Below are 15,321 nucleotides of genomic sequence, written 5' to 3' on the forward strand. Positions count from 1 at the left end.
GGGGCGCATTTTGCAATATTTTTAGCGGGAACTGAAAATTTTTATTGATCCCCGTCTGACACCGGTGTCATAATGTCGGCGTTTTATCATTTTGTTGTCACAAAACGGTTTGGCTGCCCGCTGCCCGGGCAGCACTTTTTTCAGTAGCGCGAAAAAAGAACTGCTAACATAAACTTAATAAGTTTATGCCAGGTAAGTCAATGTTGGGATTAAGTAATGCTCTGGGGAAAACCTGGAAATCCCAAAAACTTGGTATAAATTAAAAAAGAGAAACGACAATGAGTTCATCAGGTCCACAGGCAGGTAACAAGGTGGCTTTTGCACCTATTTTAGTCGCCGACATTGGCGGCACTAACGCCCGTTTTGCGTTAATTACCGACTACTGCAATAGCAGCAAATCTTTCGCCATTGAACATCAGCACACCTTTCCAAGCTGCGACTTTAAATCTTTTGAAGACGCGGTCGATGCCTATTTATCTCAGATTAATGCCATCAGCATTACCCGAGCCTGTCTGGCAGTAGCCGGTCCGGTTAAGGGGGCTGAAGTGATGCTCACCAATTTGGGGTGGCAATTTAATACCCAGCAACTGAAGCGGCGTTTCGGGTTTGACAATTTACAAGTGATCAACGATTTTGCCGCCTTTGCCTATGCCGCTCCTTATTTGAATGAGCGCGATAATATCTGCGTTAAGCAAGGCATTGCCCAGGAGCATGCCAATATCGCCGTATTCGGACCGGGCACCGGCTTTGGCGCCGCTTGTCTGGTGCGCTCGCAGGGTCAACAGGCGGTAATGAGCTGTGAAGCGGGGTATATCAGTTTGGCCCCGGTGACAGAGTTAGACCGTCAATTGCATAATGTGCTGCGCGAAGACCTGCAACATGTGTCGGTGGAAAATGTCTTTGCCGGCCCCGGCATCGCCCGTCTGTATCGCGCCATGGCCAAGGTTCATGGGCAAACGGTAGAAGACATAGATGCGGCGCAAATAGCGGCTCTGGCAGAAAATAAAGAATGTATGATTGCCGAGCGTACCCTGAACCATTTTTGCGATTGGCTTGGCAGCGTTGCCGGTGATATAGCCCTGAGCTTTGGTGCTTTAGGCGGCGTATTTATCGGTGGCGGTATTTTGCCGCGTATGCAACAGCGGCTGCTAACGAGTAGATTTAATGAACGATTTATTGCTAAAGGGGTGATGTCGCAGTATAACAGTCAAATACCTGTGACCTTGGTGTGCCAAGAACATATTCCCTTTATTGGCGCCGCGGCCTGTATTCATACGGCGAGCCCAACGGCTAGCTCAACGGGCTGTTCGACAAGGCAAGGCGATTAAGGAAGATACTAGTCAACGATGAAAAAGATAACTATAAACAGTGTTGCTAGCTATGCTGGTGTATCGAAAAAGACCGTCTCCCGGGTGCTTAATAATGAGCCCAACGTCAGCGACGTGACCCGGGAAAAGGTGCTTAAGGCCTTTAAAGAGCTCGACTATACACCTAACCCTATTGCCCGGGGATTGGCCCGTAATCGCAGCTTTATTATTGCCTGCTTATACGACAATCCTTCGAAAAGTTATATTACCCGTCTGCAAAGCGGTGCTTTGGCGGCCTGCCATCAACATGGTTTTAATCTCTTGATCCATCCTTGTGAGCTGCGCGGTCAGGCGCTGCTCGACAATATTGAGCAACTGTTACAAACCTCACGTATCGATGGCCTGGTATTAACGCCACCGTTTTCCGACCACGGTGAGCTGGTGGCCTTTTTACGTCAGAAAAAAGTGCCCTTTGCCCGGGTGGCTTCGGTGAAACTCGATGATGAGTCGATTTCGGTGCGCAGCAATGACGAGCAGGGTGCCTTTGAAATTACCGAGTTGCTTATCGAGCTCGGTCACAAAGACATTGCCTTTATTAAGGGCCATCCGGATCACAGTGCTACCGAGCAGCGTTTTAACGGCTATCGCCGGGCGCTTGCCGAACATGGCATTGCCTATCAGGAGCATCTGGTGGAAGAGGGAAATTTCTCCTATCACTCAGGTGCCGACAGTGCCGAAACCATATTGCATTTAGACCCCAGACCCACCGCCGTGTTTGCCTCAAATGATTATATGGCGGCAGCAGTACTCAAAGCGGCCACCCAAATGGATTTGAAGGTCCCCGACGATATCGCCATTGCCGGTTTTGATAATGCTCCCATTGCGCGCCATATCTGGCCCGGGCTCACCACCATAGCTCAGCCGGTGGAGGAGATGACACGCCTGGCGGTTGAGCATTTAATCGAGCAAATCAACCAGGGCGATAATGGCGATGAAGAGCAGCAAAAAGAGCCGCTGCAAATCACCTTGGAAGCCAAACTTATTTGTCGCGAGTCCACCGCAGCGCCAAAGTCCTAACGTTTTAAATCCCAATTGCACGGAAATTAAAAACCAACATCCGGGTTCGCCCAGGTGTTGGTTTTTTGTTTTCGGCGCTCTTTCTTCAATCTTTGCCAAGTGCCCTCAGCTGGTGTGAAAAATGGCAATAAAAGGTCAAAAACTCGCAACATAGATTTTTTAGACTAAATTTACATGGAGGGTTGACACCGGTGTCAGGGTTGTGAGTTAATGCCCTGACACCGGTGTCAGCTCGGTTGTGAGAGACGAGTTGGCAACGTACCTTTGAACGGGTAATCCAAGCTGCTCAGTACCTCAGTGCGGGGAGTCTGTACTGATGTGCTGAGCCTTTTATCGACTTACTGGCAAGAAAGAGCAGAACTATGTTGCATCCGCGTATTAAAGAAGTCACTGAACGGGTAATCGAACGCAGTAAAGCGAGCCGTGCCGCCTATTTGGCCCGTATGCAAGCGGCTAAATCACAAACGCGCGTACGTGCTGGTATCGGATGTGGCAACCTTGCCCATGTTATGGCGGCTTGTACAAGCGACGACAAGGCGCGTCTAAGCGGTGATGAAAAGCCAAATTTAGCCATTATCAATTCTTACAACGACATGTTGTCGGCCCATGTGCCGTATAAGGAATACCCGGATTTAATTAAGCAAATCGTTACCAAATTCGATGCCACTGCTCAGGTTGCCGGCGGCGTGCCGGCCATGTGCGATGGCGTGACCCAGGGGCGTGATGGCATGGACCTGTCGCTGTTTTCCCGCGATGTGATTGCCATGTCGACGGCCATCGCCTTATCACACGATGTTTTCGATGGCGTATTCTGTTTGGGCGTGTGTGACAAAATCGTCCCTGGACTGGTTATTGGCGCCTTATCATTTGGCCATTTACCGGTATTTTTCCTGCCAGCAGGGCCCATGCCTTCAGGCATTCCCAACAAAGAAAAAGCCCGCGTAAGACAAAAATTTGCCCAGGGCCTTGTCAGCCGTGAAGAGCTGTTAAAGGCCGAAAGCGAGTCTTATCATAGCGCCGGTACCTGCACCTTCTACGGTACTGCGAACTCAAATCAAATGCTGATGGAGATCATGGGCCTGCACCTGCCGGGCAGCTCATTTGTGAACCCTTATACCGAGCTGCGCGATGGTTTGACCGCACACGCGGTAGAGACCATGCTTAAACAGCTAGTCACAAGTAAGGATGCGGTGCCCATGGCCGAGGTGATGAGTGAAAAAACCATTATCAATGGTCTGGTTGGCCTTTTGGCCACCGGCGGCTCGACCAACCATGCCATCCACTTGGTGGCCATGGCCAAGGCCGCAGGTGTTGAACTGACCTGGAAAGACATGGCGGACTTATCCGAAGTCGTGCCTCTGTTAACCCGTATCTACCCCAACGGCTCTGCCGATGTAAACCATTTCCAGGCCGCTGGCGGCATGGGCTATTTGATGAAGCAATTGCTTGCCAAAGGCCTGCTGCACAATGATGTCAAAACCATCTTGGGTGAGGGGCTTGAAACCTACACCACAGAGCCGCGCCTGGATAAAGATGTGAATTTAATCATCTCCGATAACAATGGCCCGACTAAGGTGAAATGGGTGCCGTGCGCCGAGCAATCCCATGATCAGGAGGTGTTACGTCCGGCGGATAATCCATTTAACCGCAGCGGCGGTCTGCAACTGCTGACCGGCAATCTTGGCAAGGCGGTGATCAAGGTCTCCGCAGTGCAGGAGCAACATCAGGTAGTGAGTGCTCCGGCCAAGGTGTTTGCCGATCAGGCCTCGCTGCAAAGCGCCTTTGCTCGCGGCGAACTCAACCAGGATTTTATTGCCGTGATCAAGGAGCAGGGGCCAAAAGCCAAAGGCATGCCGGAGCTGCATAAGCTGACCCCGGTTATGGCCAGCTTGCAAGATGAAGGCTTTAAGGTGGCCATAGTTACCGACGGGCGTATGTCCGGCGCCTCGGGTAAGGTACCCGCGGCCATTCATTTGGCTCCTGAAGCGGTTGAAGGCGGCATGATAGCCAAAATCAAAGACGGCGACTTGCTGACATTAGACGCGCCAAACGGCGTACTAAAACTGCATGTCAGCGATGAAGAGTTGGCCGCCCGTGACATCGAACTGGTGCACAGCGGCGCCACCTATGGCACCGGCCGCGAACTGTTTGCTGGATTTAGGAATATTGTCAGCAGCGCTGATTTAGGAGCCAGTGCCTTCGCACCGGCCTACGAACAAGAATAATGTCACTGGGAATGAGGATTTAACATGGCAATAGAACAGATTTTAGCATCGGCACCCGTGGTTCCTGTGGTGGTGATTGAGCGCCTTGAGGACGCCGCTCCCTTGGCTCAGGCTCTGTACAAGGGCGGCTTGCGCGCCTTGGAAATTACCCTGCGCACCCCGGTGGCGGCAGAGGCAGTGAAAATTATGAAAGAAACCGTTCCCGACGCTTATGTGGGCACGGGGACGGTGATCGATAAGGCCACTTTTGCAGCCTCAGTAAACGCCGGTGCCGACTTTATGGTGAGCCCGGGCGTGAACGATGAATTACTGGCCTTGGCCAGCCAAAGCGATATTCCCTTCTTGCCCGGAGCGGCCACACCAAGCGAAGTAATGAGGCTCGCCGAGCGTGGCTTCTCCTTTTTAAAGTTTTTCCCGGCGGCGGCCGCGGGCGGTCCGGCCATGCTCAAATCCATCGGTGGCCCTTTACCCGGTATTAAATTCTGCCCCACCGGCGGTATCAGCCTACAAAGCGCACCTGAGTACCTGGCCTTGGATAACGTAGTCTGTGTCGGCGGTACCTGGATGCTGGATAAAAAATTAATCGAAAACAAGGACTGGCAAGCGATAGAAGAACTTGCGCACCAAGCCAGCCAACTTAAATAATAACGGGGAGAGTGAAGATGATTAAGGTAGCTATCAATGGTTATGGTCGCATCGGTCGTAACACCCTTAGAGCACTGTATGAATCAGGTCGTAATAAAGACATCAGTATCCTTGCCATTAATGATTTGGCACCGGCTAATGTTAACGCTCATTTGACCCAATTTGACTCGGTACACGGGCAGTTTTCGCAAAAAGTCAGCCTGCAAGATGATGTAATGATCGTCGGTCATGATGAGATCAAGCTGCTGCAGGAACGCGACCCGGCAAACCTGCCTTGGGCACAGCTCGGCGTCGACATCGTTTTAGAGTGTACTGGCCTGTTTACTTCCCGCGAAGCGGCGGCCAAGCATATTGAAGCGGGTGCCAAGAAGGTGATCCTCTCTGCGCCAGGCACAGATATGGATGCCACGGTAGTGCATGGTGTTAACGACGAGGTGCTGAATGCTCAATGCAACATTATTTCCAATGCCTCTTGTACCACCAACTGTTTGGCTCCTGTCGCTAAAGCCCTAAACGATGCCATAGGTATAGAGCAGGGCAGCATGACCACCATTCATTCCTATACTAACGACCAAAACCTGTCAGACGTTTATCACCCGGATCTCTATCGGGCGCGCAGTGCGACGCAGTCGATGATCCCGACCAAAACCGGGGCTGCCAAGGCGGTGGGGTTAGTGCTGCCGGAATTGGCCGGTAAGCTCGATGGCATGGCGGTGCGGGTGCCGACCATTAATGTGTCCTTGGTTGATTTGACCTTTATCGCCAAGCGCGAAACCAGTATCGAGGAGGTTAATGCCGCAGTGAAGGCCGCTTCCCAAGGTGCCATGGCTGAGGTGCTGGCCTATAACGAGCTGCCGCTGGTGTCTATCGATTTCAACCATAACCCGGCTTCATCGGTATTCGATGCCACGCAAACCCGGGTTGATGGCAAACTGGTTAAGGTGATGGCCTGGTACGATAACGAGTGGGGTTTTTCTAACCGCATGTTGGATCAGGTGCAAAACCTCGCCAAGTTTTTATAATTCCATTGTTGTTATGTCAAAGCCGCCTTGAGCGGCTTTTTTTATGCCTTGGCGTTAGGAAAGATTAGCTATATACGATATTGCGTATATAAAAAAGCTGGGCTAGTATTCGCCACATACGAAATTTCATATATACAAGATGGCCGTTAACTTTTTTAAAGCACTAAGCGATGACACTCGGTTACTTATTTGCCTGCTGATTTACATCAGGGGGAGTTGTGTGTGTGCGAGCTGGTCAGTGCATTAGGACTGAGTCAGCCGAAAATATCCCGGCATTTAGCGCTATTGAAAGAGGCGCAACTCTTGTGTACGCGCAAGCATAAACAATGGGTCTACTACCGCATTAACGAGCAGTTGCCGAGCTGGCAGCGTCAGGTATTAGAAACCACATTAACTGAGAATCCACACCTGTTGGCTGCGGCCTTAACCGGTTTAGACAATATGGGAGCCAGGCCCGAGCGCCAGGCTTCATGCTGCAACTAGGGTGAATTTCACCCAAAGGAGATACAGATGACAATCAAAGTAGGGATCAATGGTTTTGGTCGCATGGGGCGGCTGATCATGCGCGCCGCCTTCGACTGGCCCGAGCTTGAGTTTGTACAGATCAACGACCCAGGCGGCGATGCCGCCACCTTGGCGCACTTATTAGAATTTGATTCCGTGCACGGTCGTTGGCATCACGCCCCAAGCGCCAGCGATGGGCACATGCTGGTTAACGGCCAAACCCTAAGTTGCTCACAGCAAAAGACGATTGCCGAGGTTGACTGGTCAGGATGCGATATTGTGATTGAGGCTTCAGGCAAAATGAAAACCCGTGCGTTGTTGCAGCAATACCTAGATCAAGGGGTTAAAAAAGTAGTGGTAACGGCCCCGGTTAAAGAAGAGGGCGTGCTCAATATCGTCATGGGGGTGAACGATCATCTCTATAAGAGCGATGAGCATGATCTTGTGACGGCTGCTTCGTGCACCACCAACTGTTTGGCGCCTGTGGTTAAGGTGCTGCAAGACAATATCGGCATTAAGCACGGCTCCATGACCACGGTGCACGATATCACCAATACGCAAACCATCTTGGATGCGCCGCATAAGGATTTGCGCCGTGCCCGAGCCTGTGGCATGAGCCTTATTCCGACCACCACGGGATCGGCCACCGCCATCACTCATATCTTCCCCGAGCTTAAGGGCAAGCTAAATGGTCACGCCATTCGTGTGCCCCTTGCCAATGCCTCGATCACTGACTGCGTATTCGAGCTGGAGCGTGAAACCACGGAGCAGGAGCTCAATGCCTGGTTTAAGGTCGCCGCCGAGGGCGAGTTAAAAGGCATTTTGGGTTATGAGGAAAAGCCGCTGGTGTCGATCGATTATCGCACCGACCCGCGCTCGAGCATAGTCGATGCGCTTTCAACCATGGTGGTGAACGGCACTCAGGCCAAATTGTACTTGTGGTATGACAATGAGTGGGGCTATGCCAATCGTAGCGCCGAGCTGGTCGCAAAAGTAGCCGCGGATCTTTAATTAGGGCACATCATGATGAAGTCAACGCCACTGCAGCAGTATGGGGTGATCACCGCCAATTACTGGGCCTTTACCCTAAGCGATGGCGCCCTACGTATGTTGGTGGTGCTGTACTTTTATCAGCTCGGCTATACGCCCTTGGCGATAGCCATGCTGTTTTTGTTTTATGAGTTTTTTGGTGTCGTCACTAACTTGGTGGGCGGCTGGCTTGGCGCCCGCATCGGGCTTAATCGCACCATGCAACTGGGCATGGCGCTGCAAATCGGCGCCCTGGCCATGCTCTTGGTGGATAAAAGCCTGTTAACCGTGCTCTGGGTGATGGCGGCGCAAGCGCTCAGTGGCATCGCCAAGGATCTCAATAAAATGAGTGCCAAAAGCGCCATTAAGCTCGTGGTCAAGGAGCAACAGCAGGGGCGTTTATACCAGTGGGTGGCACTGCTTACCGGCTCGAAAAATGCCCTTAAGGGTTTAGGGTACTTTCTCGGTGGTTTATTGTTATCCATGCTGTCTTTTCAAGGCGCGGTATGGGCGTTAATCGCCCTGGTAGCCTTGGGCTTTGTGCTTAGCTCAGTATTACTGGGTGAAGACTTGGGACGCAGCAAGTTTAAGCCCAAGTTTAAGGATGTGTTTTCTAAAAGCGCTGCCTTAAACCGCTTGTCTTTGGCGCGCTTGTTTTTGTTTGCCTCACGGGATGTGTGGTTTGTGGTGGCCTTGCCGGTGTTTTTTATCAGCCAACTGGGCTGGCAGCATCAGCAGGTGGGCGGCTTTATGGCGCTGTGGATCATTGCCTATGGTGTGGTGCAAAGCATGGCGCCCAGGTTTACCCGCAGTAACAGTCATTCGGTGTTTAAGCAGGCGCAGCGTTACAGTGGTTTGCTGGCTCTGGTGACCTTGCTCTTGCTGCTGGCCTTGGTCTTTATCGGCAATAGCAGCAACGCTCAAACCTGGGTTTTAGTGCTGGGTTTATTGCTGTTTGGTGCCGTGTTTGCCATTAACTCGTCGCTGCACAGTTATCTGGTTGTGAAGCTGGCTGACCGCGATGCCGTATCCTTGGATGTGGGCTTTTATTATATGGCCAATGCCAGCGGTCGCTTAATTGGCACCTTGCTGTCCGGTTGGTTGTATCAGGTCAGCGGTTTGCTGGCTTGTTTGGCCTGTGCCCTGATGCTGCAACTGGCGACCTGGTGGGTGTCGCGGCACTTATCTTCTGGGGAACAATCCGAAGGCTAATGTAGCTCCTATATAAGTTGTTACATTTGCAGCTAAACTTTTCCAACACCAGGCGCTCTAAGGATGAAAGCACAATTCGCCCGGAGCGTCCGATGTTAAAAAAAGCAGCCAACAATAAATCATCGCTAGCCATTTCTTCTCTTTCCTTGATATTGCATAAAAGCCTCAAAAATAACTGGGGCCTGATCCTTTTTCTCGCCTGTTTATTTACCATGCGCAGCTCCTTTGCCGACTGGTATCGGGTCCCCAGTGGCTCCATGTTACCAACCATAGAAATTGGCGATCAAATCACGGTTAATAAGATGGCTTATGATTTACGTATTCCCTTCACCAGCTATTCACTGATGCGTACCGGCGAGCCCGAGCGTGGTGATATTGTGGTGTTTCAATCAGCCGCCGCTGATGAGCTCTTGATCAAGCGGGTGGTGGGTCTGCCGGGAGACATCCTAGCCATGAAAAATGAAGTGCTGACGATCAACGGTGAGGCGCTAACTTATGCCATCACAATGGATAACGCCGACGAACTGCTGGCTACTGAGGAATTAGGTGATGTGGTGCATGCTATCCGTATAGATAAGACCCGTCCTGGCGCCAGCGGCCATTTTGCTCCCGTGCAAATTCCCGCCGATCATTACCTGATGATGGGGGACAACCGCCGTAACAGTGCCGACTCCCGTTATTATGGCTTAGTGCCGCGCACTGAGCTTAAGGGCAAGGCGCATCATATTGCCTACTCACTGGATTATAACGACCACTACTTGCCCAAGTCGCAGCGCTTTGGCAAAAGCCTGTATCAGGATCAGCCTTAGGGTGGGGTGGAGAGCCCGTTTTAAATTTTACCCCACATAGGCACTGGCATCTTGCCATTTCTGCACCGCATCCATTCCCAGTTCAAAACCGAGACGGTAGTCGTCCTGCAAGGTTGCCGGATCTGAGCCCAACACCATGGAGTGCAAGGGCCGGTTCGGCGCTATTTGTACTATGTTAACGCCCTCTGGCGGCGCATTGATAAAGTCCACCGCTTCCGCATAACGGCGTTGATAATGGTGATACATGGCAAACATGCGCGGCGACTGATTAATGCGGCTCATGATCGGCTTTAAACGCTCCAGTATGGGCATCTTACCGTCATTATGGGCTTCCACCGTTCGTATCACCCAGATGGTTTTCGCGCCTTGTTCATGAGCCCAGCGTACGGGCAGGGGATCGGCGACACCGCCATCCATCAGCCCTTGCCCTTGAACTTCAACTCCGGGGCGATATAAAAACGGGATGGCGCAAGAAGCCTTCAGGTGCGAAAACATATTATCGTGCCAGGTGTGCAGATAATGGGGGGCGAAGGAGTCAAAATGACTGGCCACCGCATAAAAGTTGCTTTGTGGCGTCAGGTTGGCGGGCGTGGTGGGAAAACGCACCTTGCCATTATGCTGCACCTCATGAAAATACCAATCCAGGTCAATCACATTGCCGCCGGTAAAAAACCGTGCCGGGCGAAAAAACTGTTGCTCTGTGGTCAGTTGTATCGCCGTGTGGGCGTACTGTTGGGCTCTGGCGCAATAGGCGGCAAGGTTCTGGGCGCCGGCAGAAACGCCAACTTTTAAATCGAAGGGGGTAAACTTTTGCTCTAAAAATGCATCCAACACGCCGGCGGTAAAAATACCTTTTTGTCCGCCGCCTTCGGCAACCAATGCAGAATTTATCATGTGTTTCATCCTCTACTGTTGTTATTAACGTCACTGTGAAGAGGCTTCCGATTACCGTTAAGAGAGAAATCGGGTGGGGCGCCGATAAAGGTCGGCGCGTGATTAAGCAATTAACCAAGAATTTGCCTTATTGGATAAGCGCTTACCCCTTAGTATAGCAATAAGGGCGCATCACGCTGATATCAAGTCAGTGTTTTTCAATGGCTCTGAGCAGTTGCGTGGCCATCTGCTCTAAAATGCTTTGATCGGCGTTGGTAAAGGCATAGGTGCGCATACCGTAAACCCCCATGGTGATAAAGCGCGCTAAAGCTAAAGGTTCCTCATCACTGATGGCTTCACCCTGGCGCTGGGCGCGGGCGATTTGCTCGCCAAGACTGAGCTCAATTTGTTGTAAATTCGTGGCGATTAGTCGGGCGATCTCCGGATCCTGGCCTTCGATTTCATTGAGCGAGCGGGTTAACAAGCAGACCTTGGCACAGGTGTTCTGTACACACTCCTGTACCGTATTGGCGAGTAATTCTTTGAGGCTTGAAAGTACCGGCTGGTCTTCGCTAAAGAGGCTCTCAAAGGCCTGCAATTTTTGTTGATGATAAAAGCTGACAGCCTCAATAAACAGCCCCTTTTTACTGCCAAAGGCGCAGTAAATAGAGCCCGGGTGTAAACCGGTAGCCTGGGTTAATTTCTGCATACTCGCTTTGGCGTAGCCATGTTCCATAAAGGTGTGCATGGCTTGCTCTAAGACGTGGGAGCGGTCGAACTCGGCACTGCGCATGGGCGTAGAGGTCCCTTATTTTTAAGATGCATAAGATAGTATCATTTATTTTTTGGATATACTTGAATGTTCATTCAAGTGCCCTTATCTTGATTGAACATTCAAATAAATATTGAGTCATTATGTCGGATTTATTGTTACAACCCTATGCCTTATCCACAGAACTAAAGCTTAACAATCGCGTCTTGATGGCGCCGCTCACGCGCTGTATGGCCGATGACGACTTGGTTCCCACCCAGGCCATGGCCGAATATTACGGACGCCGAGCGGATGCGGGATTGATCATCAGCGAAGCCACCATTATTCGCCCCGATGGCCAAGGCTACCCCAATGTACCTGGTATTTTTAGCGAGGCGCAAATCGCTGGGTGGCGTAAGGTGACCGATGAGGTGCATGCCAAGGGCGGGAAAATTTTCTGCCAGTTATGGCACGTTGGCCGCGTTGCCCATCCTCACTTTTTTGATGGTGAGGTGCTAAGTGCCAGCGCCATCGGGATAGAAGGCACGGTACCAAGAATGCGTGAGCTTAGCTACCAGACTCCGAAAGCCGCTACCCAGGAGCAAATTGCTGAGCTTATCGGTGATTATGCTCAAGCGGCAGAAAATGCCATTGCCGCTGGCTTTGACGGCGTCGAGATCCATGGTGCCAATGGCTATTTGATCGACCAGTTTTTGCATCACAGCGTTAACCAGCGGGACGACCGTTATGGCGGCAGCGCCGAAAATCGTGCCCGCTTTGCCTTGGAGGTGGTTGATGCCATAACCGCCCGTATTGGCGGTGAGCGTGTTGGTTTACGTCTGTCTCCGGGTGCCTACTTCCTGCTTGAGCCCGGTGACAGCGAAGACACCAAGACCTTTGATTATTTGTTGCAGGAGCTCAATCAACGGGAGCTGGCGTTTTTGCATCTGGGTATTTTCGATGATGCCATGGAATTTGATTATCTCGGTGGTCGCGCTTCGGAGTATTTACGCAAACGTTATAAAGGCACCTTGGTGGGCGTTGGTAGCTATACCCCAGAGCAAGGGGCCAAGGCCATTGCCAATGAACGCTTTGACTTGTTGGCCATAGGCCGCCCCTTTATCGCTAATCCGGATTTGATCGCCAAGGTCAAGGGCCAGCAGGCGCTGACCCCATACAGTGAAGACATGCTCGCTGAGTTAGTCTAATCCCCACTGGCAACGCCTGAGCGTTCCGGCGTTGCCATAAAATCGTCATCCTCCTTTCATAAGCATGCCATTGTATTGTCACCTTCCGACTATTTACTTAGCCCTTTCTATTTCTTACAACAATTGAGACAGGGTTATGAAAAAAACATTAATAGCGTTAACTTTGGCCAGCGTATTGGCGGGCTGTTCACTTGATGGTGATGACGGCAGCGTAGGCGCAACCGGACCACAAGGGCCTCAAGGTGAGCAGGGCGAGTCAGGTCAGGCTATCAGTGGCGATCTGGAATTAACACTGGTAGGTCGCGCGGTACTTAACGCCGAGTCGCCGGAAGGGGCGGCGGAAATCGTCGCTTTCCATGCCCGCACCCAGCAAATTTACGCTATTAACAGCTCCGGCGATAAAGCCACGGTGGAAATTATTGCTGCCGATAACTTCGATGTCGCTGCTTTAGTTGCTGATAACGAAGGGGTGATCAGCAGCACCAATCTTGACATTACAACCACCTTGGATGTGTCTGCTAACACACCGGGCGATGCCAACAGTATCGCCATCGACGCCAACAACGACTTACTGGCGGTGGCCATGGCCGCTGAAACAGGCGTAAAAGGCCAGGTAGCGTTTTATGATATCAGCGGTGAAGCGCCGCTGTTCTTACACAATGTTGAAGTGGGTTACCTGCCGGATATGGTGACCTTTACACCGGATGGCACCAAGGTAGTGGTGGCCAATGAAGGTGAGCCGGCGGGCGATTACAGTGTTGATCCGGAAGGTTCAATTGCCGTTATTGCTATCGAATCGGGTAAGCCCGCGATTGAGGCCAGCCTACTAGGTTTTAGTCAATTCAATGACCAACAAGCGGAACTTGCAGCCCAAGGTGTGGTATTTGCCAACCCAACCGGCCGTACCATTAAGGGCCAGTTGATCAATACCACAGTAGCCATGGATCTTGAGCCGGAATATGTGGCAATCAGCGCTGACAGCAAAACCGCTTATGTGTCATTGCAGGAAAACAACGCCCTTGCGGTTGTTGACCTTGAAAATATGACATTGGAAGTACGTGCTCTTGGTTTTAAGGACTGGGGCAATTTGCTAATCGATGCCTCGGATAAAGACGGCGGCATTAACTTCCAACAATACCCAGGCCTGTTCGGCATGTATCAACCGGATACCATTGCCACCTATCAATGGCAGGGCGCGGATTTTGTAGTGTCTGCAAACGAAGGCGATGGTCGTGAATACTTCTTTGACTCTGCCGATGAAGCCAGCTGTTTGGCCGAAGGCGGTTTAGAGTTTGATGAAGATGATGGCTGTTTGGCCTATATCGATGAGTCGCGCGCAGAAGACCTCGACCTGGCGGATAACTTTGCCTATGTGAATAACGACGATGATGATATCGGTCGTCTTATTGTGAGCACGGTACGTGGCGATGCGGATCAGGATGGTCGTTATGAGCAACTGTATGCCTATGGTGCGCGCTCTTTCTCTATCTGGGATGCCAATACCGGCCTGGTCTTTGACTCTGGTGACGATGTAGGTCGTATTACCGCGGCGATTCACGGCAGTGCCTTTAACAATAATGAAGATGAAAACGAAGGGGACACCCGCTCCGACGCCAAAGGTGCCGAGCCTGAAGCTCTGGCTTTAGGTCAGGTCCAAGGTCGCACCTATGCCTTTGTCGGCCTTGAGCGTATGGGTGGCATCATGGTGTATGACATCACCAATCCGTTCGATGTGAAATTTAAAAACTATGCCAGCAACCGCGGCTTGGTCGAAGGCGCCGATATTACCGGCGACCTGGCACCGGAAGGCATGCGTTTTATCAGTGCTGAGCAAAGCCCTAACGGCATGCCGCTCTTAGTGGTAGGCAATGAAATTTCCGGTTCGGTAAGCGTGTGGCAAATCGACGTAAAGTAACTGGTTTTATGCAGTGATGACTAAGGTCACATTTTTATGACTTTTGTCATTAAACTGAAATATCAATTACTTATTCTAGGCGGCAAGTAATGACCTGCTTGTTGCTTGAATTCTGATTAGACAACCCTGACTTAGCCGCTCATATGAGCGGCTTTTTTTGTATCTGCTCCGGTGCTAGGTCGCAGATGGAATAGACATTGACTGGCAGACCCAGATGACGCCTATCCTGAATACTGAATTCGTCCTCTCCCCAAAGCAGATTGCAGTCGAGCTTTGACAGGGCTTCCTGAACAATAAAATTATCCATTTCATGGTCTATGGCGGTGTACCAGAGCACATATTGCTGGCCCTGATATTGCACGCTGATATCCTGCCATAGTCTGTCGGGTGAACGCCCTAACAGCGGCTCATCCGAAGTATGGGCGGCAAAGCTGAACTGGCCATGCTCGTCTGTGATCGCCTGACTGACAAAGTGCTGCTGGCCTATGGATAAGGTGCGGGTAATTTTAATATTGGCCAGGTCAGTATCACCTATGGCTAAACGGCCTTGAATTTGCGGGGAGAGAGTATGAGCTTGGAGCAGTAATTGGGACAGTTGAGGGCGATTGGAGTTGGCTTGGGTAAACAATAATACGGCGCAGGCTAGGATACCGGCACACAGTAAACTGGAGACGATTAAACGCATATTCACACCCTGTGAAAATATCATCCGAGAAAGTCTGAAGGTACTGCATAATCTCGGCT

At 51.3% G+C, this 15,321-nt stretch carries 13 protein-coding genes and 1 pseudogene; 11 read left to right on the plus strand and 3 right to left on the minus strand.

Going from position 1 to position 15,321, the window contains the following annotated elements; genetic code table 11:
• The first annotated feature begins 278 nt into the window (after window positions 1–278).
• The 9 genes and pseudogenes from glk (at window position 279) to lepB (ending at window position 9,830) form a co-directional block, all read left to right on the plus strand.
• On the plus strand, window positions 279–1,328 hold the full coding sequence (gene glk / locus C2M34_RS13500) for a glucokinase (RefSeq protein WP_105259069.1): 1,050 nt from the start codon (window positions 279–281) through the stop codon (window positions 1,326–1,328).
• A gap of 18 nt (window positions 1,329–1,346) precedes the next feature.
• Window positions 1,347–2,384, plus strand: a complete 1,038-nt coding sequence (locus C2M34_RS13505; RefSeq protein ID WP_105199227.1) for a LacI family DNA-binding transcriptional regulator — start codon at window positions 1,347–1,349, stop codon at window positions 2,382–2,384.
• A 362-nt stretch (window positions 2,385–2,746) separates the two neighbouring features.
• Window positions 2,747–4,609, plus strand: a complete 1,863-nt coding sequence (gene edd, locus C2M34_RS13510; protein WP_105259070.1) for a phosphogluconate dehydratase — start codon at window positions 2,747–2,749, stop codon at window positions 4,607–4,609.
• 24 nt (window positions 4,610–4,633) lie between these two features.
• Window positions 4,634–5,254, plus strand: a complete 621-nt coding sequence (gene eda / locus C2M34_RS13515; RefSeq protein WP_105199229.1) for a bifunctional 4-hydroxy-2-oxoglutarate aldolase/2-dehydro-3-deoxy-phosphogluconate aldolase — start codon at window positions 4,634–4,636, stop codon at window positions 5,252–5,254.
• 17 nt (window positions 5,255–5,271) lie between these two features.
• Window positions 5,272–6,276, plus strand: a complete 1,005-nt coding sequence (gene gap / locus C2M34_RS13520; RefSeq protein ID WP_105212898.1) for a type I glyceraldehyde-3-phosphate dehydrogenase — start codon at window positions 5,272–5,274, stop codon at window positions 6,274–6,276.
• 139 nt (window positions 6,277–6,415) lie between these two features.
• Window positions 6,416–6,759, plus strand: a pseudogene (locus C2M34_RS13525) (metalloregulator ArsR/SmtB family transcription factor).
• Window positions 6,760–6,786: 27 nt separating this feature from the next.
• Complete coding sequence (locus C2M34_RS13530) at window positions 6,787–7,791, plus strand: ArsJ-associated glyceraldehyde-3-phosphate dehydrogenase (protein ID WP_105259071.1); 1,005 nt, start codon at window positions 6,787–6,789, stop codon at window positions 7,789–7,791.
• 12 nt (window positions 7,792–7,803) lie between these two features.
• Complete coding sequence (arsJ, locus tag C2M34_RS13535) at window positions 7,804–9,021, plus strand: organoarsenical effux MFS transporter ArsJ (protein ID WP_199878800.1); 1,218 nt, start codon at window positions 7,804–7,806, stop codon at window positions 9,019–9,021.
• Between the two features lie 92 nt (window positions 9,022–9,113).
• Window positions 9,114–9,830, plus strand: coding sequence for a signal peptidase I (gene lepB, locus C2M34_RS13540; RefSeq protein WP_105259073.1), 717 nt, complete (start codon window positions 9,114–9,116; stop codon window positions 9,828–9,830).
• Between the two features lie 27 nt (window positions 9,831–9,857).
• Here the strand turns inward: lepB and C2M34_RS13545 are convergent, their stop codons facing one another.
• A complete protein-coding gene (locus C2M34_RS13545) occupies window positions 9,858–10,724 on the minus strand; it encodes a patatin-like phospholipase family protein (RefSeq protein ID WP_234398822.1) in 867 nt (288 codons plus the stop codon).
• A 187-nt stretch (window positions 10,725–10,911) separates the two neighbouring features.
• Window positions 10,912–11,496, minus strand: a complete 585-nt coding sequence (locus tag C2M34_RS13550) for a TetR/AcrR family transcriptional regulator (protein ID WP_105199235.1) — start codon at window positions 11,494–11,496, stop codon at window positions 10,912–10,914.
• Between the two features lie 122 nt (window positions 11,497–11,618).
• On the opposite strand from C2M34_RS13550, the gene C2M34_RS13555 reads away from it, so the two are divergent.
• Together C2M34_RS13555 and C2M34_RS13560 are read left to right on the plus strand one after the other, a co-directional pair.
• Entirely contained in the window at window positions 11,619–12,662 is a 1,044-nt protein-coding gene (locus tag C2M34_RS13555) for an alkene reductase (protein ID WP_105259075.1), read from the plus strand.
• Window positions 12,663–12,798: 136 nt separating this feature from the next.
• On the plus strand, window positions 12,799–14,577 hold the full coding sequence (locus C2M34_RS13560; protein ID WP_105212891.1) for a choice-of-anchor I family protein: 1,779 nt from the start codon (window positions 12,799–12,801) through the stop codon (window positions 14,575–14,577).
• Window positions 14,578–14,716: 139 nt separating this feature from the next.
• Here C2M34_RS13560 and C2M34_RS13565 read toward each other — a convergent pair whose 3' ends face one another.
• On the minus strand, window positions 14,717–15,262 hold the full coding sequence (locus C2M34_RS13565) for a DUF6795 domain-containing protein (RefSeq protein ID WP_158681453.1): 546 nt from the start codon (window positions 15,260–15,262) through the stop codon (window positions 14,717–14,719).
• Window positions 15,263–15,321 lie beyond the last annotated feature (59 nt).

This window comes from Pseudoalteromonas sp. T1lg88 (assembly GCF_002964765.1).
GTDB lineage: Bacteria > Pseudomonadota > Gammaproteobacteria > Enterobacterales > Alteromonadaceae > Pseudoalteromonas.

Coding starts and splice junctions, on each gene's coding strand:
- C2M34_RS13565 (WP_158681453.1), bottom strand. CDS start 15,262: ATGCGTTTAATCGTCTCCAGTTTACTGTGTGCCGGTATCCTAGCCTGC.
- arsJ (WP_199878800.1), top strand. CDS start 7,804: ATGATGAAGTCAACGCCACTGCAGCAGTATGGGGTGATCACCGCCAAT.
- edd (WP_105259070.1), top strand. CDS start 2,747: ATGTTGCATCCGCGTATTAAAGAAGTCACTGAACGGGTAATCGAACGC.
- eda (WP_105199229.1), top strand. CDS start 4,634: ATGGCAATAGAACAGATTTTAGCATCGGCACCCGTGGTTCCTGTGGTG.
- C2M34_RS13530 (WP_105259071.1), top strand. CDS start 6,787: ATGACAATCAAAGTAGGGATCAATGGTTTTGGTCGCATGGGGCGGCTG.
- lepB (WP_105259073.1), top strand. CDS start 9,114: ATGTTAAAAAAAGCAGCCAACAATAAATCATCGCTAGCCATTTCTTCT.
- C2M34_RS13505 (WP_105199227.1), top strand. CDS start 1,347: ATGAAAAAGATAACTATAAACAGTGTTGCTAGCTATGCTGGTGTATCG.
- C2M34_RS13555 (WP_105259075.1), top strand. CDS start 11,619: ATGTCGGATTTATTGTTACAACCCTATGCCTTATCCACAGAACTAAAG.
- gap (WP_105212898.1), top strand. CDS start 5,272: ATGATTAAGGTAGCTATCAATGGTTATGGTCGCATCGGTCGTAACACC.
- C2M34_RS13550 (WP_105199235.1), bottom strand. CDS start 11,496: ATGCGCAGTGCCGAGTTCGACCGCTCCCACGTCTTAGAGCAAGCCATG.
- C2M34_RS13545 (WP_234398822.1), bottom strand. CDS start 10,724: ATGATAAATTCTGCATTGGTTGCCGAAGGCGGCGGACAAAAAGGTATT.
- C2M34_RS13560 (WP_105212891.1), top strand. CDS start 12,799: ATGAAAAAAACATTAATAGCGTTAACTTTGGCCAGCGTATTGGCGGGC.
- glk (WP_105259069.1), top strand. CDS start 279: ATGAGTTCATCAGGTCCACAGGCAGGTAACAAGGTGGCTTTTGCACCT.